Origin of the sequence: Haloarcula sp. DT43 (assembly GCF_037078405.1) — an archaeon.
In the GTDB taxonomy this organism is placed as follows: Archaea; Halobacteriota; Halobacteria; order Halobacteriales; family Haloarculaceae; genus Haloarcula; species Haloarcula brevis.
Window position 1 is genome coordinate 925,980 of sequence record NZ_JAYMGZ010000001.1, and the last position, 26,595, is coordinate 952,574.

Here is a 26,595-nt window from a genome sequence, read left to right on the forward strand (position 1 = left end):
TTGGCAGTGCCCGCGAGGGAACGCGCGGTCTCACCCACCCGTACCGAGTATGAACAGCGCGAGGACGACGGAGACGAGCAGGGTTACCAGAATCAGCAGCGCTACGATTGTGACCGAGGAGAGCGCTTCGTCGTCAGCGCGAAAGCCGTTCAGTAGCATGGTAAGTCCCGTTCGATGATGTCTCGGTAGGTGGCTCTGACGCCGGCCCGTTAGTCCTACCAAACCATCCATCTCACTAAACTGTACGCTTTTCTAACCAGTCTGTGCGGTCGAAGCCGCTGCTGTCCGGACCGGTCCCGGCGAGGGTTTATATCGGATGCCGTGGCCACGCCGTCTCATGGCCGATAGCGACCAGGTGAAGGCGGCGCTCGCGGCGCTCGCTGACGGCGAGGGCGACGACGGAACCACCGCGGTAGCCGAGCGGAACGGCGGGGGCGCGAACCGGGCAACTACCGACGGTACGGGCGACGAGGCCGACTATCGGGCGGTCATCCAGCAGGCGAGCGACGCGACCGACGACCTGGACGCGGCGGTCGCCTTCCTCGATACGTTCGGGGTGGACCGGCTCGAAGCGGCCGTCGCACAGGCCGAACACGAAGTGAGCGGGCTGGCCGACGAAGGCCGGGCAGCACTGCGCGCATTTCAGCGGTACCGGGACGCCGCGACGGAGGCCGACGGTGGGCCGTAGCCGCCGAGACGACCGCACTACCGTCGATTACTTTCACTCCGGTCACGATACCTCTTTAGGTGGCGCTGGCTTACGGGTGGGCAAATGACACGGGTGATACACACCGGCGATACCCACGTCGGGTATCAGCAGTACAACGTCCCGGCCCGTCGGGACGACTTCCTCGACGCGTTCCGGCAGGTGGTCCGGGACGCTATCGCGGACGACGCCGACGCCGTCGTCCACGCCGGTGACCTGTTCCACGACCGCCGCCCGGCCCTGACCGACATCATGGGCACGCTGACCGTTCTCGAAGAACTCGCCGAAGCCGACATCCCGTTTCTCGCCGTCGTGGGCAATCACGAGGCAAAGCGGGACGCTCAGTGGCTCGACCTCTACGAGTCGCTCGGGCTGGCGACGCGGCTGGGCGACGAGCCGACCGTCGTCGGCGACACCGCCTTCTACGGGCTCGACTTCGTGCCGCGGTCACAGCGCGAGGCCCTCGACTACGACTTCGCCCCGCACGACGCCGACAGCGCCGCGCTGGTCACGCACGGCCTGTTCCAGCCTTTCGATTACGGCGACTGGGACGCCGAAGAAGTACTGACCGAGTCGTCGGTCGCGTTCGACGCGATGTTGCTCGGCGACAACCATGCCCCCGGCAAACGCGAGGTCGGAGACGCCTGGGTCACCTACTGCGGCTCGACCGAGCGGGCGAGCGCCAGCGAGCGCGAGGACCGCGGCTACAACATCGTCACCTTCGACGAGGAGGTCCGCATCACCCGGCGGGGCCTCGACACCCGCGGGTTCGTCTTCGTCGACGTGGAACTCGGGACGGAGGAGGGCGTCGAGCGCGTCCGGAGCCGCGTCGGCCAGCACGACCTCGACGACGCCGTGGTCATCGTCTCCATCAGCGGCGACGGCGACCCGGTAACCCCGGCCAGCGTCGAGTCGTTCGCGCTCGACAACGGGGCGCTCGTGGCTCGCGTCACCGACCACCGGGAACTGTCCGTCGAGGAGCAGGACACGGAGATTACCTTCGCCGACCCCGACGACGCCGTCACCGAGCGCGTCCGCGACCTCGGGCTGAGCGAGGCCGCCCACGACATCGACGAGACGATTCGCGCCTCGAAGGTCGCCGACGCGAACGTCAAAGACGAAGTCGAACGGCACGTGCGCGACCTCCTCTCGGAGGATTCGGACGCGCTCGCGGCCGACGCTGACGCGTCTGCGAGTGACTGTCCAGACGACACCGATGCGTCCGCAGGAAGTGAGGCCGAGAACGGCACGGCGGTGAACGACGACGGCCAGGCGAGCGTCGAGGAGTTCCTGTAATGGAGGGGCGACGATGAAATTCGAACGGGTCAGGCTATCCAATTTCAAGTGCTACGACGAAGCCGACCTGCGGCTGGACAGCGGCGTGACCGTCATCCACGGCCTCAACGGGAGCGGGAAATCGTCTCTCCTCGAAGCCTGCTTCTTCGCGCTGTACGGCTCGAAAGCGCTGGACGAGACCCTCGGCGACGTAGTCACCATCGGGGCCGACGACTGCACCGTCGAGTTGTGGTTCTCTCACGCCGGCGGCGATTACCACCTCACCCGCCGGGTCCGCGCGACCGGGGCGCAACCGACGACGGCCAAGTGCGTGCTGGAAACGCCCGAGGGGAACTACGAGGGGGCACGCGACGTGCGCCGACGCGTTACGGAACTCCTCCGGATGGACAGCGAGGCGTTCGTCAACTGCGCCTACGTCCGACAGGGCGAGGTGAACAAGCTCATCAACGCCTCGCCGGGCGACCGACAGGACATGCTCGACGACCTCCTGCAACTGGGCAAACTGGAGGAGTACCGCGAGCGCGCAAGCGACGCCCGCGTCGGCGTGGGCCGGGTGCGCGACGACAAGCAGGGGGCGCTCTCCCAACTCGACGCCCAGATTCGGGAGAAAGAGGAGAAGGACCTCCACGAGCGCCTGAACGGCCTCGAAACGAAAGAGTCCGAACTACAGGGCGAAATCGAGCACATCGAGGACCAGAAGGCCACCGCCGAAGAGACGCTCACTCAGGCGGAGTCCGTCCTCGAAGAGTACGAGGAGAAACGCGAGGAACTGTCGGCGCTGGAATCCGACATCGAGGACCTTGAGGCGACGATTACCGAGACCGAGACGGAGCGAACCGAACTCAAAGAGCGTCTCAGCGACCTGCAGGACAGACGGGAATCGCTTCAGGAGCAACTCGCGGAGACGGTAGCCGAGACCGAACTCGACAGTTCCGACCCGGAGGCCGTCGCGGCGCGGCTGGCGGAACTGGAGTCGCGCGACGACGACCTGCAGAGCCGAATCGAGGACCAGCGCGTCGACGCGAAAGAACACAGCAGCACCGCCGACGCGCTCGCCGAGAGCGCCGCCGACCTCGAATCGCGGGCCGCGGACGAGCGCGAGGAGGCCGACGAACTGGCGGCCCAAATCGAATCCGCGCGGGAGACCATCGCCGAGCGCCGGGAGCAGATACGGGACATCGACGACCGCATCGCTACCCTCGAAGCCAGGTTCGAGGACGCGCCGACCGACCGAGACGGGGCACAGTCGTACGAAGAGTCCGTCGCCGGCGACCTTGACGACGCCCGACAGCGGGTGACCGAACTGGAGACGAAACTGGAGAGCGAGCGCGAGACGCTCGCGGAGGCCGAGGCGCTGCTGGAGGAAGGCAAGTGCCCCGAGTGTGGCCAGGACGTGAGCGAGTCGCCACACGTCGACTCCATTGAGGAAGACCGCGAGCGGATTACGGAACTGGAGGCGACGCTCGCCGAGGCCCGCGAGGCGGTCGCGGAACTGGAAGCGGAACACGAGACGGCGACGGAGTTAGTCGAGACGGCGGACGAGCTATCGACCCTGGAGAACAACCGCTCGAACGTCGTCCAACTGGTCGAGGAGAAAGAGAACGGGCTGGACGCGGACCGGGAGCGCATCGAGACGCTTCGCGAGGACGCGGCGGCACACGAGACGGAGGCGGAGACGAAACGTGAGAACGCCGCCGAAGCCCGGGAACGAGCCGAAGAGTGCCGTTCGGTCGTCGCCGAGTGCAACCAGGAGCGCCAGCGGGTCAAGCAGTCCATCGAACGGCTGGAGCGCGTCGAGGACCTGCTCGCCGACATCGACGACTGCGACGACGACATCGAGCGCCTGCGCGAGCGGCGCAGTCAGCAGGCCGAACTGAACGACCAGCGCCGCGACCAGCTAGCGGAGAAACGCGAGCGCAAGCAGGCGCTCGCGGAGTCGTTCGACGAGGACCGCATCGAAGAGGCCCGAAGCGAGAAACAGCGGGCGAGCGAGTACGTCGAGCAGGCCGAGGCGGCGCTGGCGGAGAAACGCGAGCGACGCGACGAACTACAAAACTCCATCGGCGGCGTCAGGAACGAAATCGAGGAGCTGGAGTCGCTGCGGGAGCGTCGCGAGGACCTCGAAACGACCCTGGAGCGACTCGAAACGCTGTACGAGGAGACCGAGCGGCTCCAGGAGATGTACGGCACGCTCCGGGCGGAACTGCGCCAGCGCAACGTCGAGACGCTCGAACGGATGCTCAACCGGACGTTCGACCTGGTGTACCAGAACGATTCGTACTCCCACATCGAACTCGACGGGCAGTACCGTCTCACGGTGTACCAGAAGGACGGCGAGCCGCTGGAGCCCGAACAGCTCTCCGGCGGGGAGCGGGCGCTGTTCAACCTCAGCCTGCGGTGTGCCATCTACCGCCTGCTCGCGGAGGGCATCGAGGGTGCCGCGCCGATGCCGCCGCTCATCCTCGACGAGCCGACGGTGTTCCTGGACTCGGGTCACGTCACGCAACTGCTCGATCTCGTCGAGTACATGCGCGACGAGGTCGGCGTCGAGCAGATTCTCGTGGTCAGCCACGACGAGGAACTGGTCGGTGCGGCCGACGACCTCGTCCGTGTCGAGAAGGACGCCACGACCAACCGCTCGCGGGTCGAACAGGTCGTGGCGACGGTGGCGGAACTGGCCTGACCGCGGCGGCGTTCTCAGTCGCGGAGGCGGGCCAGTCCGTCGCTCGTCGTCTCGGTCGTCTCGTAGCCCCGCTGGCCGTGGACCGTCGCTTCGGCGATGAGGCCGGCGGCGCGGAACTCCGCCAACAGCCCGTGCAGGTCGCTCTCACAGAGGTCGTACGCGGAGAGCAGTTCCTGCACCGAGAGCGGGCCGCGGTCGTCGAGTTCGACGAGCAGACCCAGGGACCGGTCGTCGTGGGTCGCCGTGAGGACGCGGCGCGCGGCGTCGGGCACGGCCGTCGCGGCCGTGGCAAGCGGCGACTCGCCCTCGACGGGTTCGAGGTCGGCGTTCGGGACGTGTCGCTGCTCGCCGGTTTCGGGGTTCCGGACGAGGCTCGCGTCGGCGGACTCCTTCAGCAGTACGTAGCGCGTGCCGTCGTCGTCCCGCACAGTACGCATGGGGTCTGATAGCCGGTCGGCCCCGTTAGCCGTTGTGGTCGCCCGGCTCCGCGCCGTCGGCACCGGCCTCCGTCGCCCCGGTCCCGTCCTCGTCGTCGGATTTCCGCTCTCGCTCGAACTGGACGTACCGGAACGTCCCGTAGCCGAACGCGATGACGCCGACGAGGAAGATACGAACCCCGAGGTCGACTCGCCCCTCGAAGTACGCCAGCATCGGCCCGAGCGAGAGGGCGAGCAGCGCGACGTTGAAGACGATGACGAGCCTGACGAACAGCCCCGTGGCGTCGCTGTTGTAGTCGCCGCCGGACGGGGACGGCGCGTCCGGCCCGAGGCTCTCCGGGTCGAACTCCTCTGGCTCGTACTCGCTTTTCTCCGAGAGGACGCCGCTGCGCTCGTTCGGGTCGTCCTCGTCGGGGATGTCCATCACACTAACTACGACAGGTGGAGGCTAAAAGTACTTCCTGTCAGGCGATCTCCTGTAGGGTCAGCGCCGTATCGGTCTGCAACCACGCGAGGGGGTTCTCCGCGTCGTAGAACACTGTCCCCTCCTCGGTCTCGTAGGTCTCGGTCGTCTGGATGGCGTCCGGGAGCGCCGGCTCCGACCGCAGTTCTTCGGACCTATCCGCCTCGCCGTGGGGGGATGCGTGGTGCGACATTAGCCGTCAAACTTGGGTATGGTACTCGATGGCATATACTTTCTGCCTGTGGCAATACCCCGTCGACCGTCGGTGTTTTTATGCGGCATCTCGAAGCATCCCCAAGAATGAGTGACGGGACCCAGGGCACGCTGGGGGACTTCGCGCAGGACGCCGAGGCGGACCGCCCGGTCGCCGACGAGGCGGCAGCCATCGCCGGCAATGGGAACGGCGGGACGAGCGTCGTCGACATCGACGAGCGTCAGTTCCCGCCCGTGGAAGAGACCGTCGAATTCGTCGTCACGCAGGTCGATTACACCATCGAGGGCCAGGGCGACGACGAGTTCCCGGTCGTCCACGTCTTCGGGCGCACCGACGACAACGAGCCAGTCCACGCGCGCGTCTTCGATTTCAAGCCCTACTTCTACGCGCCGACCGACAGCGTCACCGAGGACGAACTCCGGCAGTACGACAGCATCACCGGGTGGGAGGCGGTCGACGAGGACGGCGAGCCCTACGAGTCGATTCGCGGCGAGCGCCTGACGAAGATATTCGGGCGGACGCCACGCGACGTGGGGCAAATACGCGACGAATTCGACCACTACGAGGCGGACATCCTCTTCCCCAACCGCCTGCTCATCGACAAGGACATCACCAGCGGCGTGCGCGTGCCCGCCCGCGAACTCGACGACGGGAGCCTGAAGGTCCACCACGAGGAAGTCACGCCGACCGAGGTCACCGCTGACCTGCGGGTGAACACCTTCGACATCGAGGTCGACGACCGCCAGGGCTTCCCCGAGGACGGCGAGGAGCCGATAATCTGTCTCACGTCCCACGACTCCTACCGCGACGAGTACGTCGTCTGGCTGTACGAGTCCCCCGACGGCATCGACGGGCCCGAGGCGCTGGCCGGCTACGACCCGATTCGAGAGGCCTTCGAGGCCGACGTGCGCGTCTTCGCGGAGGAAGAAGCCATGCTGGAGGCGTTCGTCGACTACGTCGTCGACACCGACCCGGACGTGCTCACGGGGTGGAACTTCGACGACTTCGACGCGCCGTACTTCCTGGACCGCCTGGAGGCACTCCAGAGCTACGACCACGATTACGACCTGTCCGTCGACCGCCTCTCGCGGGTCGACGAGGTCTGGCGCTCGGGCTGGGGCGGCCCGGACATCAAGGGTCGGGTCGTCTTCGACCTCCTCTATGCCTACAAGCGCACGCAGTTCACCGAACTCGAATCCTACCGGCTCGACGCCGTCGGCGAGCAGGAACTCGGCGTCGGCAAGGAGCGCTACACCGGCGATATCGGCGACCTCTGGGAGCAAGACCCCGAGCAGTTGCTGGAGTACAATCTCCGGGACGTGGAGCTGTGTGTCGAACTCGACCGCGAGCAGGACATCGTCGACTTCTGGGACGAGGTCCGCACCTTCGTCGGCTGCAAGCTCGAAGACGCGACGACGCCCGGCGACGCCGTCGACATGTACGTGCTGCACAAACTGTACGGCGAGTACGCGCTGCCTTCGAAAGGACAGCAGGCCAGCGAGGACTACGAGGGCGGGGCTGTCTTCGACCCGATCACGGGCGTTCGCGAGAACGTCACCGTACTGGACCTGAAGTCGCTGTATCCGATGTGCATGGTGACGACGAACGCCAGCCCGGAGACGAAGGTCGACCCCGATGCCTACGACGGCGACACCTACCGCGCGCCCAACGGCACCCACTTCCGGAAGGAACCGGACGGCGTCATCCGGGAGATGGTCGACGAACTCTTATCAGAGCGCGAAGAAAAGAAGGCGCTCCGAAATGACTATTCGCCGGATAATCCGGAGTACGAGCGCTATGACCGGCAGCAAGCGGCGGTGAAGGTGATAATGAATTCGTTATATGGGGTCCTGGGATGGGACCGCTTTCGCCTCTACGACAAGGAGATGGGCGCGGCCGTCACCGCCACCGGCCGCGAGGTCATCGACTACACCGACGAAGTCGTCGAAACCGAAGGGTACGAGGTCGTATATGGAGACACCGACTCCGTCATGCTCCAGGTCGGCGACATCGGCCCAGACGATGTCGAGGGCGACGTGGCGGTCACCGACGAGATGCGCGAGAAACATCCCGAGATGAGCGACGACGAACTCGAACTCATCGCCGCGACCATCGCGAAGGGATTCGAACTGGAAGAGACCATCAACGCCTCCTACGACGAGTTTGCCACCGAGCGACTCAACGCCGACGAGCACCGCTTCGAAATCGAGTTCGAGAAGCTCTACCGCCGGTTCTTCCAGGCGGGCAAGAAGAAGCGCTACGCGGGCAACATCGTCTGGAAGGAGGGCAAACACGTCGACGACATCGACATCACGGGCTTCGAGTATCAGCGCTCGGACATCGCGCCCATCACCAAACGGGTCCAGAAGGAGGTCATCGACCGCATCGTCCGCGGCGAGGACGCCGAGTCCGTCAAGCAGTACGTCAGCGACGTCATCGAGGACTACCAGGACGGGAACGTCGACTACGACGACGTGGGTATCCCCGGCGGCATCGGCAAGAAACTGGACAACTACGACACAGACACCGCGCAGGTCCGCGGCGCGAAGTACGCGAACATGCTGCTGGGGACCAACTTCCAGAGCGGGTCGAAGCCAAAGCGCCTCTATCTCGACCGGGTCCACTCCGACTTCTTCCAACGCATCGAGGAAGAGGAAGGGCTGGACCCCCAGCGGGACCCGCTGTACGGCGAGTTCCGCCGGGACCCCGACGTAATCTGTTTCGAGTACGCCGACCAGATTCCGGCGGAGTTCGAGGTCGACTGGGACAAGATGCTCGACAAGACGCTCAAAGGGCCGATTGCCCGTATCCTCGAAGCGCTGGACATCTCCTGGGAGGAGGTCAAATCCGGCCAGGAGCAGACCGGTCTCGGGAGCTTCATGTAACCCGACGCCGACGACGGTTTTTCTCTCGAAAAAATATTATTTCTATATACTGAACTGCATTTCACGTCAATGCGAAAGCTTCATGGGTGAAACGGACCTTCTTTCGGTTGACCTAAGAGATACCTATGGCTACACTCGAAATCAACAATCTCCACGCAGAAGTCGCAGAAGAGGACGGTGAGACGATTCTCCGCGGTGTCGACCTGGAAGTCGAATCCGGCGAGATTCACGCGCTGATGGGCCCCAACGGCTCGGGGAAGTCGACGACGGCGAAGATTATCGCCGGCCACCCGGCCTACGAGGTAACCGACGGCGAAGTGCTCATCCACCTCGAGGAAGACGAGTTCGGTGACGAGGAAATCCCGGAGGACCTCCGAACCTGGAACCTGCTCGACCTGGAACCGAACGAGCGCGCCGCGCTCGGCATCTTCCTCGGCTTCCAGTACCCGGCCGAAATCGAGGGCGTCACGATGGTGAACTTCCTGCGGACCGCGCTCAACGCCAAGCTCGAAGAGCGCGAGGAACTCTTCGAGGACGACGACGAGGAAGACGAAGCCGACGCAGAGGGCGGCGACACCAACGAGGACGCCGCCGGCTACGACACCTCCCCGATGGAAGGCAACGTCGAAGAGGGCGAAATCGGCGTCGCCGAGTTCCAGGAAATCCTCCAGGAGAAGATGGAGCAACTGGACATGGACGAGAAGTTCGCGTCCCGGTATCTCAACGCCGGCTTCTCCGGCGGCGAGAAGAAGCAAAACGAGGTGCTCCAGGCCGCCATCCTCGAACCGTCCATCGCCGTGCTCGACGAAATCGACTCCGGGCTGGACATCGACCGGCTGCAGGACGTCTCCAACGGCATCAACGCGCTCCGTGACGAGCAGGGCGCGGGCATCCTCCAGATTACCCACTACCAGCGCATCCTCGACTACGTCGAACCCGACCACGTCCACGTGATGCTCGACGGCCAGATAGCCACCTCCGGCGGCGCGGAACTCGCCGAGAAGCTCGAAGACGAGGGGTACGACTGGGTCCGAGAGGAAGCCTACGAGGCCGCGTAACGCCCTTCCGTACACAGCGATAACACTACACACACTATGAGTTCAGACCAAGACCACCTCAAAGAAACCGACACCGAGAAGCGCTTCGAGTTCAAGAAAGAGGAGAAATCCGCCTTCGAAGCCGAGAAGGGCCTCACGGAGGAGACCATCCGGGTCATCTCCGAAGACAAGGACGAGCCCGAATGGATGCTCGAGCGCCGCCTGCGCGCGCTCGAACAGTACAAGGAGATGCCGATGCCGGACGACTGGCCGGGCGCGCCCGACCTCTCCGAGGTCGACGTCGACGAAATCGTCCCGTACATCCGCCCCGACATCGAGACACGCGGCGGCGTCGACGACTGGAACGACCTCCCGGAGGAGATTCAGGACACCTTCGACAAACTGGGCATCCCGGAAGCCGAGAAGAACGCGCTCTCGGGCGTCGGTGCGCAGTACGAGTCCGAAATCGTCTACCAGAACATGCAGGAGCGCTGGGAGGAGAAGGGCGTCATCTTCTGTGACATGGACAAGGCCGTCCAGGAGCACGAAGACATCCTCAAAGAGTACTTCATGACCAAGGCCGTGCCGCCGAGTGACAACAAGTTCGCGGCGCTGCACGGCGCAATCTGGTCCGGCGGGTCGTTCGTCTACGTCCCCGAGGACACCACGGTCGACATGCCGGTCCAGGCGTACTTCCGCATGAACTCCGACGGCATGGGCCAGTTCGAGCACACGCTCATCATCGCCGAGGAGAACTCCGAGGTCCACTACATCGAGGGCTGTTCCGCCCCGAAGTACTCGGAGTTCAACCTTCACTCCGGCGGCGTCGAAGTGTTCGTCAAGGAGAACGCCCACGTCCAGTACTCGACCGTCCAGAACTGGTCGAAGAACACGTACAACCTCAACACCAAGCGCGCCATCTGCGAGGCCGACGGCACGATGGAGTGGGTCTCCGGGTCGATGGGGTCGAAGGCCACGATGCTGTATCCCTCCACCGTCCTCAAGGGGCCGGGCGCGACGGACAACCACATCACCATCGCCTTCGCCGGCGAGGGCCAGGACATCGACACGGGCGCGAAAGTTTATCACAACGCCCCCGAGACGAAGTCCACCATCGAGTCGAAGTCCATCAGCAAGGACGGCGGCCGCACGAACTACCGCGGCCTCGTCCACATCGCCGACGGTGCCGAGGACTCCTCGACCTCCGTCGAGTGTGACGCCCTGATGTTCGACAACGAGTCCACCTCGGACACGATGCCGTACATGGAGATTCAGGAGTCCAAGGTCGATGTCGCCCACGAGGCGACCGTCGGCAAAATCGGCGACGAGGACGTCTTCTATCTGCAGTCCCGCGGCCTGGACGACGACGACGCGAAGCAGATGATCGTCGCCGGCTTCATCGAGCCCATCACGGAAGAACTGCCCATCGAGTACGCCGTCGAACTGAACCGCCTCATCGAACTGGAGATGGAGGGGTCGCTCGGATAACCATGAGCACGCAGGTACACGCCAATCTCACAGAGTCCCAGGTGGAACAGATTTCAGACGACCTCGGCGAGCCCGAGTGGCTGCTGGAGACGCGCAAGGAGGCGCTCGCGGCGCTGGACGACCTCGACATGCCGGAGGTCATCCGGACGCCGGGTCGCACCTGGACGAACCTCGACGCGCTCGACTACGAGTCGCTGGTCGACCCGCTCGAGTACGCACAGGACAAGGACCGCGTCGACGCCGAGGGCGTCGAGGTGCTGTCCTGGAGCGAGGCGCTCGACGAGCACGCGGACCTCGTCGAGGAGCACTTCGGCAGCGTCGTCGACCCGCAGCGGGACTACCTCACCGCGCTGTCGACGGCCCTGTTCTCCGCCGGGACGGTCGTCTACGTCCCCGAGGGCGTCGACGCCGAGGACGTGAAGATTCGGACGACGATGAACAGCCAGTCGCTGTTCAACTACACGCTCGTCCTCGCCGAGGAGTCCTCGTCGGTGACGATTCTGGAACGCCAGGGGACCGGCGAGACGACCGACGGCGACCAGTACTACTCCGGTATCGTCGAGGTCGTCGCCGAGGAGAACGCCTACGTCCAGTACGGCGCGCTCCAGAACCTCTCGGAGGAGACCTACAACTTCCAAGTCAAGCGCGGCCACGCCGACACCTACGCCACCGTCAACTGGATCGACGGCAACATCGGCTCCCGCCTGACCAAGTCCAGCGTCGAGACCCGGCTGCTGGGTGACGCCTCCGAGTCACAGATTCTCGGCGCGTTCTTCGGTCACGAGGACCAGCACTTCGACATCGGGTCGCGGGTCTGGCACGAGGCCGAACACACCGTCGCCGACCTCGTCACTCGCGGCGTCCTCGACGACGAGGCCCGCTCGGTGTACGAGGGGGTCCAGGACGTGGGTCGAGAGGCCTGGGACACCAGCTCCTACCAGCGTGAGAACACGCTCATGCTCTCCGACGAGTCCGAGGCCGACGCGTCGCCGAAGCTCATCATCAACAATCACGACACCGAGGCCTCCCACTCTGCGACGGTCGGGCAGGTCGACGAAGAGGACATGTTCTACATGACCTCCCGTGGCGTCAACCCCGAGGCGGCGAAGAACATGCTCGTCGAGGGCTTCTTCGTCCCCGTGCTCGAAGAGGTGCAGGTCGACGAACTCCGCGAGGACCTCGACCAGCTCATCTACGAGCGGCTTCGGGAGTAGCGCGACGGCTCCGCAGTCCCGGAACCTTTCTCGTCGATATTCGGTGGGAGCCGTCGCCACGGCGAGCGGTCGACAGGCCGCGCGTGTGGCGAGAACGCGGGTCAGACGACAGGGAACCGCTTAAGTCCGGGCCTCCCCGAACTACGTGTATGACCGTAGCACAGCGCCGAGCGGGGGTATTGCCGTGAGCCTTACACAGCCGGTCGCGTCCGACCATCAACTCGCCCGGCTGCTGCAAATCGGCATCGTCCTCGAAGAAGTCGTCGAGGCACGGGCGGCGAAACACGCCGAGGAGACGAACGCCGAACACGAGCAGGCGGTGCTTGACCTCCTCGAACACGCCGAGACGGAGTCGGCCGACCACCGACGCCGGCTGGAGGCGCTCATCGACGACCTCGAAGCGGACACCGTCCCGTTCGAGGAGATAGAGATGCTGGTCGAGGCCCAGTACGAGGCCGACGAGGACTTCGACGGCGTGCTGTACGACCAGCTCTGTAACGAGGAGACCGCGTACAAGTTCTACGACGACCTCATCGAGGCAATCGAGGCGTCCGACGTGACGTTCACTATCGACCGCGAGCGACTGCTCGACGTGCTGTCGGACATCCGCGAGGAGGAGGCTGAGGGCGTCGAAGAAGTGACCGACCTGATGGAGGACTACCAATGAACACCCAGGCCCAGTACCTGAAAGCGATATATCTCACACAGCAGCAAGCGGACGGTCCGGCGTCCACCGGCGACGTGGCCGACATGCTCGACGTCAGCCCGGCCAGCGCCAACGAGATGATCGGGAAACTCGAAAACCGGGGGCTGCTGAACCACGAGAAGTACAAGGGCGTCGACCTCACGGACGACGGCATCGCACAGGCCCGCGAGGCCCTCCAGAACTACTGCATCATCGAGCGGTTCCTCATCGAGGTGCTCGAAGTCGAGGAGTTCCGGACCGAGGCGAAGCAACTGGAGGGGGTCATCGACGAGACGGTCGCCGAGCGCCTCGATACGATTATCGACCGCAAACCGCAGTGCCCGGACTGTTTCGACCCCGAGGGCGACGTCTGTGGTTTGCTGGAAGTCGAGGCGGAAGTCACCAGCGACTGACCGCCCGCTCTCGAAGCGTTCAAGTGCGTTCCGGCGGTTCTCAACACTGTGGCGTAGTCCCGTGGTGTAGTGGCCAATCATAAGGGCCTTTGGAGCCCTTGACGGCGGTTCGAATCCGCCCGGGACTATCTTCTGAGGCGACCGTACAGCGTCGACGCCAGAGTTGACTGCCGCCGGGCTACGAAGCGTGGGACTGGTGCATGAATAGCACAACGCGTGTCCCAAATCCTGACATCGAACTGTAGATTTATGATGTTCCGTGCCAACTAGTGGCATATGCAAATCAGGGAGGCAGTGCCGTCGGACCGGCCGGCAATCCGTGACGTGGCGCGTCGCTCGCTGGAAGCGTCGTATTCGCTGGGGCCGAGCGCCATTACGAGTGCCATCGAGGAGTGGTACGACGAGGAGCGACTCGAAGAGATACTCGACGAGGGGACCGACCGACTGATTCTCGTCGCCGAACAGGGCGGACAGGTGGTCGGCCTCTCCGAGAGCGTCCTCTCGGGCGACAGCATCGGGACGATTCTCTGGCTGCACGTCGACCCGGCGTACCGCGGCGAGGGTGTCGGGTCGGCACTGTTCGACGAGACGCACCGGGAACTCCACGACCGCGGGGCCGAGACGCTCCAGGGGCGCGTGCTGGCCGACAACGTCGAGGGTAACAGTTTCTACGAGGACCGCGGCTTCAAGCGCGCCGGGACGGGCGAGGTCGACGTCGCCGGGCGGACCTACGTCGAGAACCTCTATACCGACGCGGAGGAACTCGGCCGCGAACCGATAACAGACGACGGCCGGACGGTGTACGTCGACCACAACAACCACGAGTCAGGGTCGATGGCCCCGTTCCACGTCGTTCACGTCGCGGAGGAGGGCAGTGACCGGTACGGCTACTTCTGCAGCAACTGCGAGACACTGGCGAACGCGATGGACTCGATGGGCCGCATCGAGTGCGACAACTGCGGGAACGTCCGCAAGCCGATGCGCTGGGACGCCGCCTACCTCTAGGGTGACTGGCCCCCCGCTCGCTGTGACGACTCCTGTCTGTTCGCCGGGAGCAGTATGAGCCTGTAGTACAGTCCGAACAGACAGATGGCGATACCGATGCCGACGAGCACGTCGGTGACTGCGTGCTGGTTTATGGCGTGCGTGACGACGGCCGGGTCGCCGACGGGCGTGTGGAGTGGCTGGAGAGGCATATGTACTGATTTATTTATTAGATGTAAAAAGCCGGACCAATGTTCCCAGCCGCTGGGAACCAGTCAGCGGAGAGCGACCACACCAGAGACGGAACCGTAGACTGCACTGGGAGCTGTCTCCCGGCTGAACAGTTCCGCCCGAAACCCGGGCTTGTGGGGCCGTTCCCAGCCGGAAACCCCGGCTGTGGCTGTCGTTTGCCCTGTCGTAACGCTAAAGAGTCGAACGTACGTCTATATGTGTAAGATGAACATCGGAATCCGTCGCCGGAGGTGGTGCTGTGGGCGTCGAGATTAGGGAGTCACCTGTCTCGGCCGACGCGTTCGAGGACATGAAGGAGTTCGTCCACGACTACCTCGCGGCGAGCGTCGAAAACGAAGAAGAGGGCGGTCGGATGCGCTGGTACCCGTGGCACTCCGCGGAATACCGCTTCAACCACATCCTCAACGTCGTCGACATCGCGACGACAATCGCCCGCAAGGAAGGCGCGAACGTTGACGTGACACGCGTGGCGGCGCTGTTTCACGACATCGCGAAACTGGAAGCCGAGCAGGACCTCCACGCGGAGGCAGGCGCTCGGATAGCCCGCGAGTACCTGACGGCACACGGTGACTACCCCGAATCGTTCGTCGAACAGGTCTGTTCCGCCGTCGAGGCCCACTCCTACCAGGGGCCGCTGAGCGACTTGCCCCTGGAAGTCCAGTGTCTCATCGAGGCGGACATCCTGGACAAGGTCGGCGCGAACGGGACCGCCCTGATGCTGTTGCGCATGGGCTACGAGTCCCGAACCCACATGGACGCGGCCGAGATGGTCGACCGCGTCATCGAGCGCGGCGAGGACGCCCGCGACCGCGTCGAGAGCGACACGGCCGAATCCATCGTCCACCAGCGGCTCAAGCGGACCCGCTGGTTCCAGGAGTGGCTGACGATGGAGGTCGCCGAGATGGCCGTCGAGGACGACCTCGACGACGTGGCGACCGGGATGGGCGACTCATAGCGCCCGCAGCAGGAAGAGGACGCCGGTCCCGGCGAGGACGGCGGCGCTGACCCACGCGACAAGCGGCGCGAGCCGTTCGATGCGCGCTCTCGCGGCGACAATCGCCGCCGGAAACCCCGTAATCCAGAGGCCGATGCCGCCGAAGAACCCGCCCAGCAGCACTGGGTGGCCGGTCTGGACGGTTAGCGCGTCGGTCCCTATCGCCGGCACGTACGACGCCACGTCGACGACACCCGGTTCGAGGAGACCGACGCCGACGGTGAGCCAGAACGCGACCTGGTACGGGTTCGTCAGCGCCAGGGCGAACGCCTTCCGGAAGCCGCGGCTGTCTCCGGCCGTGACTGACGGCTCTGCCCCGGCGATGGCGTGTGCGTCCTGAACTGCGCCGTAGGCGAACCACAGCATCAGGAGCCCGCCGGCACCGACCATCACGCGCCGGAGGCCCGGTGTCTCGGTGACGACCGTGGCGACGCCCAGCACCGCGAGCACGAAGAAGCAGGCGTCCGCGGTCATCGCACCGAGGCCGGCGAAGAAGCCGGCCCGCCAGCCCCTGAGCGCGCTCTCCTCGGCGATGACGGCGTTCATCGGGCCCGGCGGCGCGGCCAGCGCGAGGCCGAACAGGACGCCACCCAGAGCGGTCGGAACGAGCGAGAGCGCGCCGAGTTGGAGCAACGGGTGATGCATCTATAGTCCGTAAAAAACAGAGAGAGAATCCCGCGAATTACAGCTTGCCGGCCTTCTGGAGCTTCATCAGGTCCTCGGTGTCGAGGGTCTCGCCTTCCTTGAACTTCTGGTAGATCTCCTCGGCTTCCTCGCGTGCGGCTTCCTGCTTCTCTTCGCGCTGGGAGCGCTCCTGCTCCTCTTCCTTCTTGTCGAGTTCGCGGAGGCGCTTCTGGACGCGGACGAAGTCCTCGTGGTGCTGGTCAGCCGCTTCCTGGGCCTCGACGAACTCCTCGTGTTTCTCGTCGGCCTCGTCACGGATTTCGTCGGCCTCGCGGTAGGCCTCTATCATCTCGTTGTGGTGCTTCTGGGCCTCGTCGGCCAGTTCCGTGACCTTCTGGTGGTGCTTCGAGGCTTCGGAGCGGACCTCTTCGGCCTCCTCTTTGAGCTCTTCGAGGTCGCCGCCCTGGTCGAGCTTCTCCTGTTTCTCCTGGAGCTTCTCGCGCTTGGTCTCGATTTTCTCGATGAGCTCCTTCTCGTCCTCCGAGGAGAGCACTTCGGTCTGTTGCTTGAACTCGAGGTCCTCGATTTCCTCCTTGAGCTGTTCGACCGACGTGCCCTCGTCGAGTTCGAGGTCGTTCTTGAGCTTGTCGACCTTGTCGAAGAGCTCGTTGGCCTCGGCGTTGAGCTCGTTGCGCTTGTCCTTGTGCTCCTGGACCTGCTCGTTGAGCTCGTCGCGCTTCTCGCGGTGTTCCTGGGCTTCGTCGACCTTCTCGCGCGTCTTCGCGTTCAGGTCGTCCCGTGCGGAGGCCCGCTCGGACGCCATCTGGTTCAGCTCGTTGCGGCGGTCGCGGAGCTGGCCGGCGAGTTTGATGAGCTCGCCCTTCGATTTGTTTTCAAGATCCTCTTCTGTTACTGTAACGTTCTTCGATTCGTCTATCGAGTCTGCCATTGTTGAAACCTCTATGCCATCACCGCTTCAGCACAGACAGTCGGCCCACTACTGAGGGGCTGACACCAATAACAAGGGTTCCCTCTCATGTTGGGCTGAAAGCGATACTGCCTGAACGCGGAAGCGTTCTGGTGTCTACAATTAGAGGTGGATATTGTTTAAACATTCCGGTGCACCGAATACCGCGTCAACCTCTCACACCCTCTATTTCGGGTGGTGTGACGGTCGGTACCGTACCGACCGACCCTTGTATATCACGGACGTATATTATTCGCTAATACGGTATTCGTTTTTCACGACGGTCCGGCCGTCGGTGGCGGCCAGCGTTACGTCGTCGCCGGCCGAAAGCCTGAGCGTCTCGACGGTGACGCGGGCGAACGGGCCGACGGTGTGTTCGGCCTGTTCACGGTCGCCGTTGCGGTCCCACTCCACCGTGAGGTCCGCTCTCTCCGGGCGGTCGTGGAGGACGACGATGTCCTGTGTGCCGGGGGTCGTGCCGGTGAGGACGACCTGCGTCGGCTCGTAGCTGTCGGCGAGCACGCCGAAGGCCGTCTTCTCGGTCCCATCCGCGGCGAGCAGCCCCATGCCCGCGTCGCCGACGTCCCGGAGGCTGTCGACGACGACGAGCGGGGCGGAGCGCCGCCGGAGCGTCTCGGCGACCGCGCGGACGACGCCGGCCTGGTACGCCTGCGACGCGTCGAGGCCGCCGTCGACGCGGCGGTCGTGACAGGCGCTGTCGAACCCGGGACTGTCGCCCGGGTCCGGCGTCCCCAGCGCCCCGGCCCCGAAGCCCGCGACGACGTCGCCGACGCCGAACTGCGAACAGAGCCACGGGAGGTCGGCCGCGTCGCCGTACTGCCACCCCGGGTAGAGGGTGGCCGCGTCGGGGTCGATTCCGGGCGGGCCGACGACCGGGAACGTCGGCACGGAGTCGACGGCCGCGGCCACCGATTCGGCGGCCGCCGCGTCGTAGCTGGCCCGCCAGGCGCGCCACCGGAAGCGCAGTCGGTCGAGGAATCCCGACCCCAGTCCGTCGGCGTACGGCGACACCGCCTCGTCGTGAACGCCGACCGCGGCGAAACTGGGGTGCCGTGCGTAGGCCGCGTCGAGCCGCGCCGCGAGGTCCCGCCCGCGCTCCGCGTCGAACGAGCCGGGGCCGGACAGCGGGAGGTCCTGCCAGAGCAGGACGCCGCGGTCGTCACAGGCGCGGACCACCTCGGGCGGCGTCCCCTGTGCCCGGACCCGAACGAGGTTCGCGTTGGCCTCGACGGCCCGCGCGACGTCCTCGACGGTCGGGTCCAGCAGCGTCACGCCACGAACCGGCACGGCCTCGCCGTTGACCCGCAGACCGTCGTCATAGGAGACGGTGCGCAGTCCCGTCGTCGCCGAGTGCTCGTCGTCCCCGAGCTTCGCCCTGAGGACGTACCGGGACTGCTCGCCGCGGTCGTGGGGCCACCACAGCGACGGGTCGCGCACGTCCACGGTGTACGTCACCGTCGTCCGCTCGTCGTCGGTCGAGACGCGCGCTCGGTCCATCATCCCGCCGCCGCGCACGTCCCCTTCCGGCCGCAGCGAGAGCGTGACCCGGTCGTCCAGGGGCTCCTCGGTCAGAACCGTCGCCGACATCTCGACCGCGGCGTCGCCGTCCGCGGATACGTGTGGTTCGACCGATAGCTCGCTGACGCAGGGGTCCGGTCGGGTTTCGAGGCTCGCTTCCCACCAGACCCCCGGGACGCGGCGCTCCGCCGGGAGCCGGTCGGTCGCGTGCAGGCCGCCAAAGCGGTCCTCGGGTGCGCGACACTCCACGACGACCCGGTACTGCTCCCTCTCGGGGAGTCGAACGCGGAGCGGCTCGAAGTAGGCGTCGTGGCTGGCGAGCAACTCACCGTTGCACCACACGCGTGTGTGTGCGAAGGTCCCGTGCAGTGCCAGCAGGGTGTGTGCGTCGCTCCCGTCCCGTGGGTCGGCGAACGTCGTCTCGTACGCCACGGCCTCGGCCCCGGCGAACTGCTCGGGCCGACCGGGCACCGACACCGGTTCCCACGCGTCCGGGGACGGCATCTCGTCGTCCGGCGCAACCGCCGCGCCGCGCCACTCCAGCGACATACCTTGTGGCCCGTTCTCCGGGGGCATATCCTTTACCCCACGGCTTCACTTTCACTTTCACTCCGGGGATGGCTCGCCTTGACATGGGTCGCTTCCGACTACCTACGCATGCTCACCGAACTGCACGAGGCGGCGACCCCGACCTGTGAGGCCCAGCACTGCGAGCGCCCGCTCGGCGAGCCGGCGCTGGTCTTCGAGACCGACGCCGGCCGCCGCGAGGCCCACGAGTGCGCCTGTGGTGCGGTGACGGTTACCGTCGTCCGCTCCGAGTCGTCCCGCTGAAGTGCGCCCGGCGGTGACCGGGAGGTATGACACACGAGGAAGTGGTCCGCGCGAGCGGCCACGAGAACGTCTCCGGCGACCACGCGAGCACGCTGGAAGTGACGAGCGACGACTTCCTGACGCCCGCGGGCGACTGCATCCTCGCTATCGAGGCCGACCGCGTCCCCGCCGACTTCGACGACGAGTTTGTGGCGGCCTGTCAGGACGCCGACGCGACCGTCACGGCGACCATCGCGGCCGGCGACCACAGCGTCACCGTGACCGGGACCGGCCACCCCGACCTGACCTTCGAGAGCGACCGGAGCCACGTCCTCCGGACGAGCGACTACGTCGACGACCGGACCGTCCTGGTCAACGCCGACGCGGCGGCCGGCGACGTGGACCGGGACCTCGTCGCCGCGCTCGCCGACGGCAGTGAGGCGACGCTGACGCTGACGGTCCAGTCGGGTAGCGACTGAGCAGCCGCTTCCGTCGGCGGTCGCGCCGCTGTTCGGCGTCGCCAAAAGAAAACAGGTATTGCTGCTTGGCTCGCGGCGAGTCTCTAGCTCGACGAGATGACGTCGTCAATGCGGACGATCATCGTCGCCGCCTCGGTGGCGGAGTCGACGGCCTCGCGCTTGACGGCGGCGGGGTCGAGGATGCCGTACTCGACGGGGTCACCGACGACGCCGGTCTGTCCCTCGCTGATGACGCCGGCGATGCCCTCGCTCTCGTGTTCGGCGCGGAGGTCGACGAGCGCGTCGATGGCGTCGAGGCCCGTGTTCTCCGCGAGCGTGCGGGGCAGCACGTCGACGGCGTCGGCGAACGCCTCGACGGCGAGCTGCTTGCGGCCCTCGATGGACGCCGCTTCCGAGCGGATGTGGTCGGCGATGGCGATTTCGGTCGCGCCTGCGCCGGGGACCACGCCGCCGGCGTCGAGCGCGGCGATGACGGTGTCGAGCGCGTCGTTGAGTGCGCGTTCGAGCTCGTCGACGACGTGTTCGGTGGAGCCGCGAGCGATGATGGTGACGGACTCGGCGGTCGCGCCGCCGGTGATGAACGTCACTTCGTCGTCGCCCTGTTTCTCGACGTCGACGCTGTCGGCGTGGCCGAGCGCGTCCTCGTCGAGGGCTTCGAGCGAGCCGACGCGCTTCGCGCCGGTGGCCTCGACGATGTCCTTGGCGGTCGAGGAGCTGATGCCGTCGGCGACGAAGACACCCGCCTTGGCGAGCTGGGAGGCGACGCGGTCGGCGACGTCCTCGGTGACGAAGGCGACGTCAGCGCCGCTCTCGACGACGTCCTCGGCGTAGCCCGACAGCTCCTGCTCCTCGGCGTCGAGGGCGGCGTTGAGCTGGTCGACGCTGGAGACGTTGTACTCGGCGTCGATGTTGCTCTCGCGGACGTCGAGCTCGGTGTCGATGACCGCGATGGACGCGTCCTCGACCGAGGTCGGCATGTTGTCGTGGACGGTCGTCTCGTCGACGATGACGCCCTCGACGAGCTCCGTCGCGGAGGAGGCCGCGCCCGTCTGGGCGTGGACCTCGATGTTGTCCCGACGGACGCCGTTGTCGCTCTTGGCGTGGCGGACGGCGTCGACGACGACTTCGGCGAGGCGCTCGGCCTCGACGTCGCCGGTGCCCTTGCCGGTCATCGAGGACTCGGCGACCTCGACCAGCGTCTCGTCGTCGAGGTCCACGTCGAGGACGACCTCGTTGATGGCCTCCTGTGCGAGTTCCGCGGCGGCGGAGTACCCCTCGACGATTGTCGTCGGGTGGACGTCGTCGTCGAGCAGGTCCTCGGCTTTCGTCAGCAGTTCCCCGGCCAGCACGGACGCCGTCGTCGTCCCGTCGCCCACTTCGTCCTCCTGGGTCTGGGCGACCTCGACGATCATCTGGGCCGCGGGGTGCTCGATGTCCATCTCGGAGAGGATGGTCGCCCCGTCGTTGGTGATGACCACGTCGCCGTCGTCGGAGACGAGCATCTTGTCCATGCCGCGGGGACCGAGCGTGGTCCGTACGGACTCGCTTACGGCCTTTCCGGCGGAGATGTTCGATGACTGTGCGTCCTTTCCGTGTGTGCGCTGGGCGTCCTCATCAAGGATGAAAAGAGGCTGGCCGCCCATGCGTCGCTGGCCAGATGACATATGTGTTGAACCTCACTTAAGACAAGGCAAGCGGTTCTATATAAAGCTTTCTAACACTGCGGGCCGCTCGTCGGGCGACAGCGCCGCCCTGTCCGTCCAATTCCGGACGGACCTGCACATGTTTTAATATAGGGGTATACACACCGTACAGTAGATGCTGGAGCTGGAGCACGGGTTCCGCGTCGTCGACGTACACGCGCGCTTAGAGCCCGACGAACAGCGCCGACCCCAGGAGGGAATGGGCGACCCGGAACGGCTCGAACGGGAGATGCATCAGGCGGGCGTGGTCCGCTCCGTCGTCTTCCCCGGCGAGCGCGAGGGCTCGTATCTCAAGGCGAACAACGCCGTCGCCCGGATGACCGTCGAGCGGCCGCTGGTCGCCTTCGCCAGGGTCAACGGCGCACGCGACCCGGGGAGCGGTCCCGGGTCGACCCTCCGGAACCTCGCGAGCAGTCGCACGGAGACCCACACCTCGCCGGCTGACATCGAGCAGTACGCCTACGACGACCGCTTCTACGGCTTCAAGCTCCACCCGCCGACCGACGGACTGCCCGACGAGGACGTGCTTGCGGAACTGGAGTCGGTTTCGCTGCCCGTCATCGTCCACGGCGGCGAGGCGTTCCCGCCCGAAGCCGTCGCCGAGTCGCTACTGACGTACGACTTCCCGGTCGTCCTCTCGCATTTCGGCGCGCACCCGCTCCGGCGGGACCTGATGGAACAGGCTATCGACCTGCTCGAAACGCACGACCAGTTGCACCTCGACACCAGCGCGGTCCGCTATCGCCGACCCATGGAGCGGGCGATACTGGAACATCCAGACCGGGTTCTGTTCGGGAGCGGCGTTCCCGGCGTTCACCCGAACGTGGCCGTGATGGAGATTCTGACGCTCGACGTGCCAGAAGACGCGATGCGCAAGGTGTTCTCGAACAACCCCAGCCGGGTCATCGAGGCGCTGGCTCCCTGACCGTCCGACGGCGTCCCGCCGGCCCGGACCACGCCTACCGCCAGTCGTAGACGGTTACCGCGCGGTCCGCGCGCGCGGAGCGCCCGTTCGGGTTCCGCCGTGGCGTCCGGTCGGTCACGCGCGCCCGTACGCCGTCGACGACTCCGGCCCCGACGCCGCCGAACACGTCCTGCCCGTTCCCGAGCCACTGGGACGGCGTCGTCTCCCCCCGAACGACGTCTAGCAGCGCGTTCTTGGCGTCGCCCACCGCGTGGCTGAAGAGCCGGCGCAGGACGGTCGGCCGGAGGTTGTAGTTCTTCACCAGCCGATAGGCCAGCGAGCGGTACTTCCAGTTCCAGTCGGTCTCCGCGATGCCGCCGTCGGCCTCGAACTCGCGGCTGACGCACATCTCCGTGCTCCAGGCGACGCCGTAGTCGCCGGCGGCCATCCGGTGTGCGAAGTCCCGGGCGCTGCCGACGTTCAGGTACTCGTCGAACCCGTCCAGGGCCTCCAGCACGTCGGCGTCGAAGGCGACGTTCCCGGGGTTGAAGTACGTCACGTCGCGGCCGGCTATCGTCCGCGTCTCCTCCGTCTCGGTCGTCATCCCGGTCCGCAGCTGCTGGTGTGTCGGCCCGGTAATCGCCCGGGCGGCCCCCGAGAGCCCGCGCTTGACCGCGTCGGCCCAGCCGGACTCGACCGAGAGCGACTGGTGGACGAGCGCGACGACGTCCCCCGTCGCCCGGTCGAGTCCGGCGTTGCGGGCGACCGTGACCGAGCGGTCGGCGATTTCGACGAGCACGGACACGTCGTTCCGGTCACGGACCATCCCGGTCGTACCGTCGGCCGAGGGGCCGTTGACGACGATGATTTCCGCGTCCGGGACCTGCTCGGTGAGTGCGTCCAGACAGCCGGCCAGTTCCTCCCGGCCGTTCAACGTCGGGACCACTACCGAGATATCCATACCTCTGGGTACGACGGCGAAGGCGCTTAAAAGTCGCGGGAAACGGCTACCGGCGTTCGGGGAACACCCATGCTACACGTGGGTGTTCCAGTACGACACCGAGGCCATCTTCTCGCCGAGGGGCGTCCCACCAAGCGCCGTGTCGATGGACCGGAAGGAGGCCGCCAGTTCGTTCGGAATCTTCCGGTAGAAGCCGTAGGGAAGCAGCCAGTCGTGGTTCGCGTCGGTCAGTTCCAGCCCGGCACCGTCCAGCAGTCGGTCGATCTCCCAGCGCGAGTAGAGCCGCGACCCCATCGGGAGCGCCCAGTTGTATATCGACCGGGTCGAAAACCGGTTGAACGTATCGAAGAAGACCTGTTCCTTCGAGACGCGGCGCATCTCCGCGAGGAACGCCGCGGGCGTGTCCGCAAGGTGGAAAAAGCGCATCGCAAACACGGTGTCGAAATGGTCGTCGGGGAACGGGAGCCGCGCCGCGTCGCCCCGCATGAACTCGACGTGGTCGTCGACGCCGGTCGCCTGTGCCTTCTCGCGGCCCTGCTGGAGCATCGGGCCCGAGATGTCCAGGCCAGTGATGTTCGCGCCGCGCTCGGCCAGCATCACGGTGAACCGTCCCGTGCCGCAGGCTACCTCAAGCACGTCCTTGTCGGCCACGGGACCGATGGCGTCGAGGACGGCCTGCTTCTCGCGTCGGTCAATCAGCCGACCGCCGCGGGAGAACCGCTTGGCCTCGTACTCTTCGGCCACGGTGTCGGCCTGATACCACTCCTGCCCTTTCACGGTGTATTGCTCACCCCGCGGGGGATAAAACGATACTGGAATCCCCTTTCGCCGGTCGCGCCGTCTCCGGGGCCTCCCCGTCTTCGGCCCCGCGTTACCCGAGGCCACCTCGCGGACGCCGACGGAAACCACACGATATCGGACCTGTATAAGGGTACATTAAACACTTCATAGAATCTGTATTGTTTGGTCATGCATATAGCCAAGTTTTACCAGTAAGTCTTGAATATCACCCACTATGAGCGCATTAACTGAAAACGCTGCACCAGCACCTTTCACCGACGAGGAGTTCCGCGACACCCTGCGTGAGCTCCCGCCGAGCGCGAAGCTCGTGGCGAAGGTGCTGGAAGACGACGCGCCGTTGTCACAGGGCGAACTGGCCGAGAACTCACTGCTCCCCGACCGGACCGTCAGGTACGCACTGAACCGGCTGGAGGAGTCCGACCTGGTCGACTCCCGGTACAGCTTCACCGACGCGCGCAAACAGGTTTATTTCCTCACGGTCTGACCCGCCGGCATGGACTGGCAGCGGGCCGACGTGCCCGTCCCGACACGGGCACCGACCGGCACCACGGCAGCGTACGTTTGCGGCGACGAAACGGCTCTTCTCGTAGACCCCGCGGATACCGACGATGCGCTGGATACCCTTCTCAGTGACCGCACCATCGACCACATCGCGCTCACGCACCACCACCCCGACCACGCCGGTGCCGTCGCCCACTACGCCGGGGAGACGGACGCGACGGTCTGGGCGCGCCGGGGCCGAGCGGCCGACTTCGAGGCCGCGACCGGCGTCACCCCCGACAGGCTGTTCGCCGAGGGGACGACGATTCCGACCGACGCAGGTCCCGTGACCGTCCTCGACACACCGGGCCACGCCCCGGAGCACGTCGCCTTCGCGACCGACAGGGCCGTCGTCTCCGGCGACCTCGCCGTCGCCGAGGGCAGCGTCGTCGTCGGCGCGCCGGAGGGCGACGTGCGGGCCTACCTCGCGTCGCTGCGCCGCCTCCACGCCAGACGCCCCGACGTGCTGTTGCCGGGTCACGGTCCCCGAGTCGAGACCCCCAGAGCGACCTGCCGACGGCTCATCGGTCACCGACTGGCGCGCGAGCGACGCGTCCGTGATGCCGTCGAAGACGGTGCCGCCACGCTGGACGAAATTCTCGACGCCGCCTACGAGAAGGACCTCGACGGCGTGCGCGACCTGGCCCGCGCGACAGTGTTGGCTCACCTCGAGAAACTCGCCGTCGAAGGCGCGGTCTCGTGGGACGGCGACCGGGCCGTGCCGAACCCGGCGGAGTGACGCCTTTTTGCCCGTCGGCCCGCTACCTCGGCTGTGGACTCCCTGGAAACCGAACTCGAACGGGCGCGTGCCCTCGACGAGGCGGCCCTGGCCGACGCTATCGAGACCATCGGGTTCGAGTGCACCCGCTGTGGCGCTTGCTGTAAGGCCGAGTCGGCGTGTGGTGAGAGCGCCGACGCCAGCGACCAGTCCGACGGGACCGAGGCCGAACCCCACACCGCCACGGTGTTCCCCGACGAAATCCGGCAGCTACAGGCGGCCGGGGAGTACGACTTTCGTGACGTGGCGCGGCCGATGCCGTACGGCTTGGCCGACGGTCCGGACGGTCCCGAGGGCGAGACCTTCGAGTGGGCGCTCCAGACCGACGACTGCGGGGACTGTACTTTCTACGCCGAGGGCGACGACGGCACGGGGGCCTGTACGGTCCACGGCGACCGCCCGCTCATCTGCCGGACCTACCCGTTCAGCGTCGCGCTCGGCGGGACGAGCCAGCCGATGGGCGAGGCGGTCGACGAGGAGGGGATGGTCCGAGCACACGAGTGCGAGGGGCTCGGCCGGGACATCGACAGAGATGACGCCGAAGAACTGGCCACGGCGCTGAAAGAACGCGCCGTTCGAGAACTCGAAGAGGCCATCGGCGTCCGCGACAACTACCGGCCCGTCGACCCGTCGGCGGGACAGGTCGTCGTCCACGACTCGGAGGGGGCAAAGCGCCCCGACGGCAGTCCATACGAGTGACTGTGGTCGGCGTCGCTGTGTCGGCCGGGCGACGACGGC

Annotated in this window: 28 protein-coding genes and 1 tRNA gene; 18 read left to right on the forward strand and 11 right to left on the reverse strand. The window is 66.0% G+C overall.

Annotation, left to right across the window (positions count from 1 at the left end):
- Positions 1 to 30: 30 nt before the first annotated feature.
- Complete coding sequence (locus VI123_RS04990; protein ID WP_336336946.1) at positions 31 to 159, reverse strand: hypothetical protein; 129 nt, start codon at positions 157 to 159, stop codon at positions 31 to 33.
- Between the two features lie 178 nt (positions 160 to 337).
- Between VI123_RS04990 and VI123_RS04995 the strand changes: the two genes are divergently transcribed.
- From VI123_RS04995 to rad50, 3 genes are all read left to right on the forward strand, one after another.
- A complete protein-coding gene (locus VI123_RS04995) occupies positions 338 to 688 on the forward strand; it encodes a hypothetical protein (protein WP_336336947.1) in 351 nt (116 codons plus the stop codon).
- An 84-nt stretch (positions 689 to 772) separates the two neighbouring features.
- The gene (mre11, locus tag VI123_RS05000) at positions 773 to 2,002 is read left to right on the forward strand and encodes a DNA double-strand break repair protein Mre11 (RefSeq protein WP_336336948.1); all 1,230 of its coding nucleotides are present in this window, start codon (positions 773 to 775) and stop codon (positions 2,000 to 2,002) included.
- A gap of 13 nt (positions 2,003 to 2,015) precedes the next feature.
- A complete protein-coding gene (gene rad50 / locus VI123_RS05005) occupies positions 2,016 to 4,685 on the forward strand; it encodes a DNA double-strand break repair ATPase Rad50 (protein ID WP_336336949.1) in 2,670 nt (889 codons plus the stop codon).
- A gap of 14 nt (positions 4,686 to 4,699) precedes the next feature.
- Here rad50 and VI123_RS05010 read toward each other — a convergent pair whose 3' ends face one another.
- Genes VI123_RS05010 through VI123_RS05020 form a run of 3 tightly spaced genes read right to left on the reverse strand, consistent with a single transcriptional unit; the run spans position 4,700 to position 5,778 of the window.
- Entirely contained in the window at positions 4,700 to 5,122 is a 423-nt protein-coding gene (locus tag VI123_RS05010; protein WP_336336950.1) for a DUF7346 family protein, read from the reverse strand.
- A gap of 25 nt (positions 5,123 to 5,147) precedes the next feature.
- Positions 5,148 to 5,546, reverse strand: coding sequence for a DUF7322 domain-containing protein (locus VI123_RS05015; protein WP_336336951.1), 399 nt, complete (start codon positions 5,544 to 5,546; stop codon positions 5,148 to 5,150).
- A gap of 40 nt (positions 5,547 to 5,586) precedes the next feature.
- The gene (locus VI123_RS05020) at positions 5,587 to 5,778 is read right to left on the reverse strand and encodes a DUF7331 family protein (protein WP_004517169.1); all 192 of its coding nucleotides are present in this window, start codon (positions 5,776 to 5,778) and stop codon (positions 5,587 to 5,589) included.
- 107 nt (positions 5,779 to 5,885) lie between these two features.
- On the opposite strand from VI123_RS05020, the gene VI123_RS05025 reads away from it, so the two are divergent.
- The 8 genes from VI123_RS05025 to VI123_RS05060 all read left to right on the forward strand — a co-directional run bounded on the left by VI123_RS05025 (position 5,886) and on the right by VI123_RS05060 (position 14,526).
- Complete coding sequence (locus VI123_RS05025) at positions 5,886 to 8,684, forward strand: DNA-directed DNA polymerase (RefSeq protein WP_336336952.1); 2,799 nt, start codon at positions 5,886 to 5,888, stop codon at positions 8,682 to 8,684.
- Between the two features lie 125 nt (positions 8,685 to 8,809).
- The gene (locus VI123_RS05030; protein ID WP_336336953.1) at positions 8,810 to 9,742 is read left to right on the forward strand and encodes an ABC transporter ATP-binding protein; all 933 of its coding nucleotides are present in this window, start codon (positions 8,810 to 8,812) and stop codon (positions 9,740 to 9,742) included.
- A gap of 36 nt (positions 9,743 to 9,778) precedes the next feature.
- Positions 9,779 to 11,209 carry a Fe-S cluster assembly protein SufB gene (sufB, locus tag VI123_RS05035; protein WP_336336954.1) on the forward strand — a complete coding sequence of 477 codons (1,431 nt, stop codon included), beginning with the start codon at positions 9,779 to 9,781 and terminating at the stop codon, positions 11,207 to 11,209.
- Positions 11,210 to 11,211: 2 nt separating this feature from the next.
- On the forward strand, positions 11,212 to 12,423 hold the full coding sequence (sufD, locus tag VI123_RS05040; protein ID WP_336336955.1) for a Fe-S cluster assembly protein SufD: 1,212 nt from the start codon (positions 11,212 to 11,214) through the stop codon (positions 12,421 to 12,423).
- 184 nt (positions 12,424 to 12,607) lie between these two features.
- Positions 12,608 to 13,090 (forward strand): ferritin-like domain-containing protein, encoded by a 483-nt coding sequence (locus tag VI123_RS05045; protein ID WP_336336956.1) that lies wholly within the window; start codon positions 12,608 to 12,610, stop codon positions 13,088 to 13,090.
- Positions 13,087 to 13,521, forward strand: a complete 435-nt coding sequence (locus VI123_RS05050; protein WP_336336957.1) for a metal-dependent transcriptional regulator — start codon at positions 13,087 to 13,089, stop codon at positions 13,519 to 13,521. The genes VI123_RS05045 and VI123_RS05050 overlap by 4 nt, the downstream gene beginning before the upstream one ends.
- Positions 13,522 to 13,576: 55 nt before the next feature.
- A tRNA-Gln gene (locus VI123_RS05055) sits at positions 13,577 to 13,649 on the forward strand.
- A gap of 148 nt (positions 13,650 to 13,797) precedes the next feature.
- On the forward strand, positions 13,798 to 14,526 hold the full coding sequence (locus VI123_RS05060) for a GNAT family N-acetyltransferase (protein ID WP_336336958.1): 729 nt from the start codon (positions 13,798 to 13,800) through the stop codon (positions 14,524 to 14,526).
- Here the strand turns inward: VI123_RS05060 and VI123_RS05065 are convergent.
- Positions 14,523 to 14,717, reverse strand: a complete 195-nt coding sequence (locus VI123_RS05065; protein ID WP_336336959.1) for a hypothetical protein — start codon at positions 14,715 to 14,717, stop codon at positions 14,523 to 14,525. The genes VI123_RS05060 and VI123_RS05065 overlap by 4 nt on opposite strands.
- A 278-nt stretch (positions 14,718 to 14,995) precedes the next feature.
- Between VI123_RS05065 and VI123_RS05070 the strand changes: the two genes are divergently transcribed.
- Entirely contained in the window at positions 14,996 to 15,712 is a 717-nt protein-coding gene (locus VI123_RS05070; protein ID WP_336336960.1) for an HD domain-containing protein, read from the forward strand.
- Here VI123_RS05070 and VI123_RS05075 read toward each other — a convergent pair.
- The 3 genes from VI123_RS05075 to VI123_RS05085 all read right to left on the reverse strand — a co-directional run bounded on the left by VI123_RS05075 (position 15,707) and on the right by VI123_RS05085 (position 19,430).
- Positions 15,707 to 16,396: a LysE family translocator gene (locus tag VI123_RS05075; RefSeq protein ID WP_336336961.1), complete on the reverse strand. Its 690-nt coding sequence runs from the start codon at positions 16,394 to 16,396 to the stop codon at positions 15,707 to 15,709. The two genes, VI123_RS05070 and VI123_RS05075, sit on opposite strands and share 6 nt — an antisense overlap.
- 37 nt (positions 16,397 to 16,433) lie before the next feature.
- Entirely contained in the window at positions 16,434 to 17,324 is an 891-nt protein-coding gene (locus VI123_RS05080) for a coiled-coil protein (protein ID WP_336336962.1), read from the reverse strand.
- 267 nt (positions 17,325 to 17,591) lie between these two features.
- Entirely contained in the window at positions 17,592 to 19,430 is a 1,839-nt protein-coding gene (locus VI123_RS05085; protein ID WP_336336963.1) for a glycoside hydrolase family 2 protein, read from the reverse strand.
- Positions 19,431 to 19,538: 108 nt separating this feature from the next.
- Between VI123_RS05085 and VI123_RS05090 the strand changes: the two genes are divergently transcribed.
- Both VI123_RS05090 and VI123_RS05095 read left to right on the forward strand, forming a co-directional pair.
- Positions 19,539 to 19,712 (forward strand): hypothetical protein, encoded by a 174-nt coding sequence (locus VI123_RS05090; protein WP_004517155.1) that lies wholly within the window; start codon positions 19,539 to 19,541, stop codon positions 19,710 to 19,712.
- Positions 19,713 to 19,738: 26 nt separating this feature from the next.
- Positions 19,739 to 20,170, forward strand: a complete 432-nt coding sequence (locus VI123_RS05095) for a DUF371 domain-containing protein (RefSeq protein WP_336336964.1) — start codon at positions 19,739 to 19,741, stop codon at positions 20,168 to 20,170.
- A gap of 83 nt (positions 20,171 to 20,253) precedes the next feature.
- On the opposite strand, the gene thsA is transcribed toward VI123_RS05095, so the two are convergent.
- On the reverse strand, positions 20,254 to 21,813 hold the full coding sequence (gene thsA / locus VI123_RS05100; protein WP_336337378.1) for a thermosome subunit alpha: 1,560 nt from the start codon (positions 21,811 to 21,813) through the stop codon (positions 20,254 to 20,256).
- Positions 21,814 to 21,988: 175 nt separating this feature from the next.
- Between thsA and VI123_RS05105 the strand changes: the two genes are divergently transcribed.
- Positions 21,989 to 22,798 carry an amidohydrolase family protein gene (locus tag VI123_RS05105; RefSeq protein ID WP_336336965.1) on the forward strand — a complete coding sequence of 270 codons (810 nt, stop codon included), beginning with the start codon at positions 21,989 to 21,991 and terminating at the stop codon, positions 22,796 to 22,798.
- A gap of 34 nt (positions 22,799 to 22,832) precedes the next feature.
- Here the strand turns inward: VI123_RS05105 and VI123_RS05110 are convergent, their stop codons facing one another.
- Together VI123_RS05110 and VI123_RS05115 are read right to left on the reverse strand one after the other, a co-directional pair.
- Complete coding sequence (locus VI123_RS05110; RefSeq protein ID WP_336336966.1) at positions 22,833 to 23,738, reverse strand: glycosyltransferase family 2 protein; 906 nt, start codon at positions 23,736 to 23,738, stop codon at positions 22,833 to 22,835.
- 72 nt (positions 23,739 to 23,810) lie between these two features.
- On the reverse strand, positions 23,811 to 24,515 hold the full coding sequence (locus tag VI123_RS05115; protein ID WP_336336967.1) for a class I SAM-dependent methyltransferase: 705 nt from the start codon (positions 24,513 to 24,515) through the stop codon (positions 23,811 to 23,813).
- A gap of 238 nt (positions 24,516 to 24,753) precedes the next feature.
- Between VI123_RS05115 and VI123_RS05120 the strand changes: the two genes are divergently transcribed.
- The 3 genes from VI123_RS05120 to VI123_RS05130 are packed head-to-tail and all read left to right on the forward strand — an operon-like array spanning position 24,754 to position 26,556.
- The gene (locus VI123_RS05120; protein WP_137684521.1) at positions 24,754 to 25,023 is read left to right on the forward strand and encodes a MarR family transcriptional regulator; all 270 of its coding nucleotides are present in this window, start codon (positions 24,754 to 24,756) and stop codon (positions 25,021 to 25,023) included.
- Between the two features lie 9 nt (positions 25,024 to 25,032).
- Positions 25,033 to 25,818, forward strand: a complete 786-nt coding sequence (locus tag VI123_RS05125; RefSeq protein ID WP_336336968.1) for an MBL fold metallo-hydrolase — start codon at positions 25,033 to 25,035, stop codon at positions 25,816 to 25,818.
- A gap of 33 nt (positions 25,819 to 25,851) precedes the next feature.
- Positions 25,852 to 26,556, forward strand: coding sequence for a YkgJ family cysteine cluster protein (locus VI123_RS05130; RefSeq protein WP_336336969.1), 705 nt, complete (start codon positions 25,852 to 25,854; stop codon positions 26,554 to 26,556).
- Positions 26,557 to 26,595 lie beyond the last annotated feature (39 nt).

Excerpts from the sequence above, each read along its gene's own strand:
- VI123_RS05110 (WP_336336966.1), bottom strand. The coding sequence starts at position 23,738 with ATGGATATCTCGGTAGTGGTCCCGACGTTGAACGGCCGGGAGGAACTG.
- VI123_RS05020 (WP_004517169.1), bottom strand. The coding sequence starts at position 5,778 with ATGTCGCACCACGCATCCCCCCACGGCGAGGCGGATAGGTCCGAAGAA.
- VI123_RS05080 (WP_336336962.1), bottom strand. The coding sequence starts at position 17,324 with ATGGCAGACTCGATAGACGAATCGAAGAACGTTACAGTAACAGAAGAG.
- thsA (WP_336337378.1), bottom strand. The coding sequence starts at position 21,813 with ATGGGCGGCCAGCCTCTTTTCATCCTTGATGAGGACGCCCAGCGCACA.
- VI123_RS04990 (WP_336336946.1), bottom strand. The coding sequence starts at position 159 with ATGCTACTGAACGGCTTTCGCGCTGACGACGAAGCGCTCTCCTCGGTC.
- VI123_RS05085 (WP_336336963.1), bottom strand. The coding sequence starts at position 19,430 with ATGTCGCTGGAGTGGCGCGGCGCGGCGGTTGCGCCGGACGACGAGATG.
- VI123_RS04995 (WP_336336947.1), top strand. The coding sequence starts at position 338 with ATGGCCGATAGCGACCAGGTGAAGGCGGCGCTCGCGGCGCTCGCTGAC.
- mre11 (WP_336336948.1), top strand. The coding sequence starts at position 773 with ATGACACGGGTGATACACACCGGCGATACCCACGTCGGGTATCAGCAG.
- VI123_RS05105 (WP_336336965.1), top strand. The coding sequence starts at position 21,989 with ATGCTGGAGCTGGAGCACGGGTTCCGCGTCGTCGACGTACACGCGCGC.
- VI123_RS05060 (WP_336336958.1), top strand. The coding sequence starts at position 13,798 with ATGCAAATCAGGGAGGCAGTGCCGTCGGACCGGCCGGCAATCCGTGAC.
- VI123_RS05050 (WP_336336957.1), top strand. The coding sequence starts at position 13,087 with ATGAACACCCAGGCCCAGTACCTGAAAGCGATATATCTCACACAGCAG.
- VI123_RS05075 (WP_336336961.1), bottom strand. The coding sequence starts at position 16,396 with ATGCATCACCCGTTGCTCCAACTCGGCGCGCTCTCGCTCGTTCCGACC.
- sufB (WP_336336954.1), top strand. The coding sequence starts at position 9,779 with ATGAGTTCAGACCAAGACCACCTCAAAGAAACCGACACCGAGAAGCGC.
- rad50 (WP_336336949.1), top strand. The coding sequence starts at position 2,016 with ATGAAATTCGAACGGGTCAGGCTATCCAATTTCAAGTGCTACGACGAA.
- sufD (WP_336336955.1), top strand. The coding sequence starts at position 11,212 with ATGAGCACGCAGGTACACGCCAATCTCACAGAGTCCCAGGTGGAACAG.
- VI123_RS05010 (WP_336336950.1), bottom strand. The coding sequence starts at position 5,122 with ATGCGTACTGTGCGGGACGACGACGGCACGCGCTACGTACTGCTGAAG.
- VI123_RS05090 (WP_004517155.1), top strand. The coding sequence starts at position 19,539 with ATGCTCACCGAACTGCACGAGGCGGCGACCCCGACCTGTGAGGCCCAG.
- VI123_RS05125 (WP_336336968.1), top strand. The coding sequence starts at position 25,033 with ATGGACTGGCAGCGGGCCGACGTGCCCGTCCCGACACGGGCACCGACC.
- VI123_RS05030 (WP_336336953.1), top strand. The coding sequence starts at position 8,810 with ATGGCTACACTCGAAATCAACAATCTCCACGCAGAAGTCGCAGAAGAG.
- VI123_RS05025 (WP_336336952.1), top strand. The coding sequence starts at position 5,886 with ATGAGTGACGGGACCCAGGGCACGCTGGGGGACTTCGCGCAGGACGCC.
- VI123_RS05065 (WP_336336959.1), bottom strand. The coding sequence starts at position 14,717 with ATGCCTCTCCAGCCACTCCACACGCCCGTCGGCGACCCGGCCGTCGTC.
- VI123_RS05095 (WP_336336964.1), top strand. The coding sequence starts at position 19,739 with ATGACACACGAGGAAGTGGTCCGCGCGAGCGGCCACGAGAACGTCTCC.
- VI123_RS05015 (WP_336336951.1), bottom strand. The coding sequence starts at position 5,546 with ATGGACATCCCCGACGAGGACGACCCGAACGAGCGCAGCGGCGTCCTC.
- VI123_RS05120 (WP_137684521.1), top strand. The coding sequence starts at position 24,754 with ATGAGCGCATTAACTGAAAACGCTGCACCAGCACCTTTCACCGACGAG.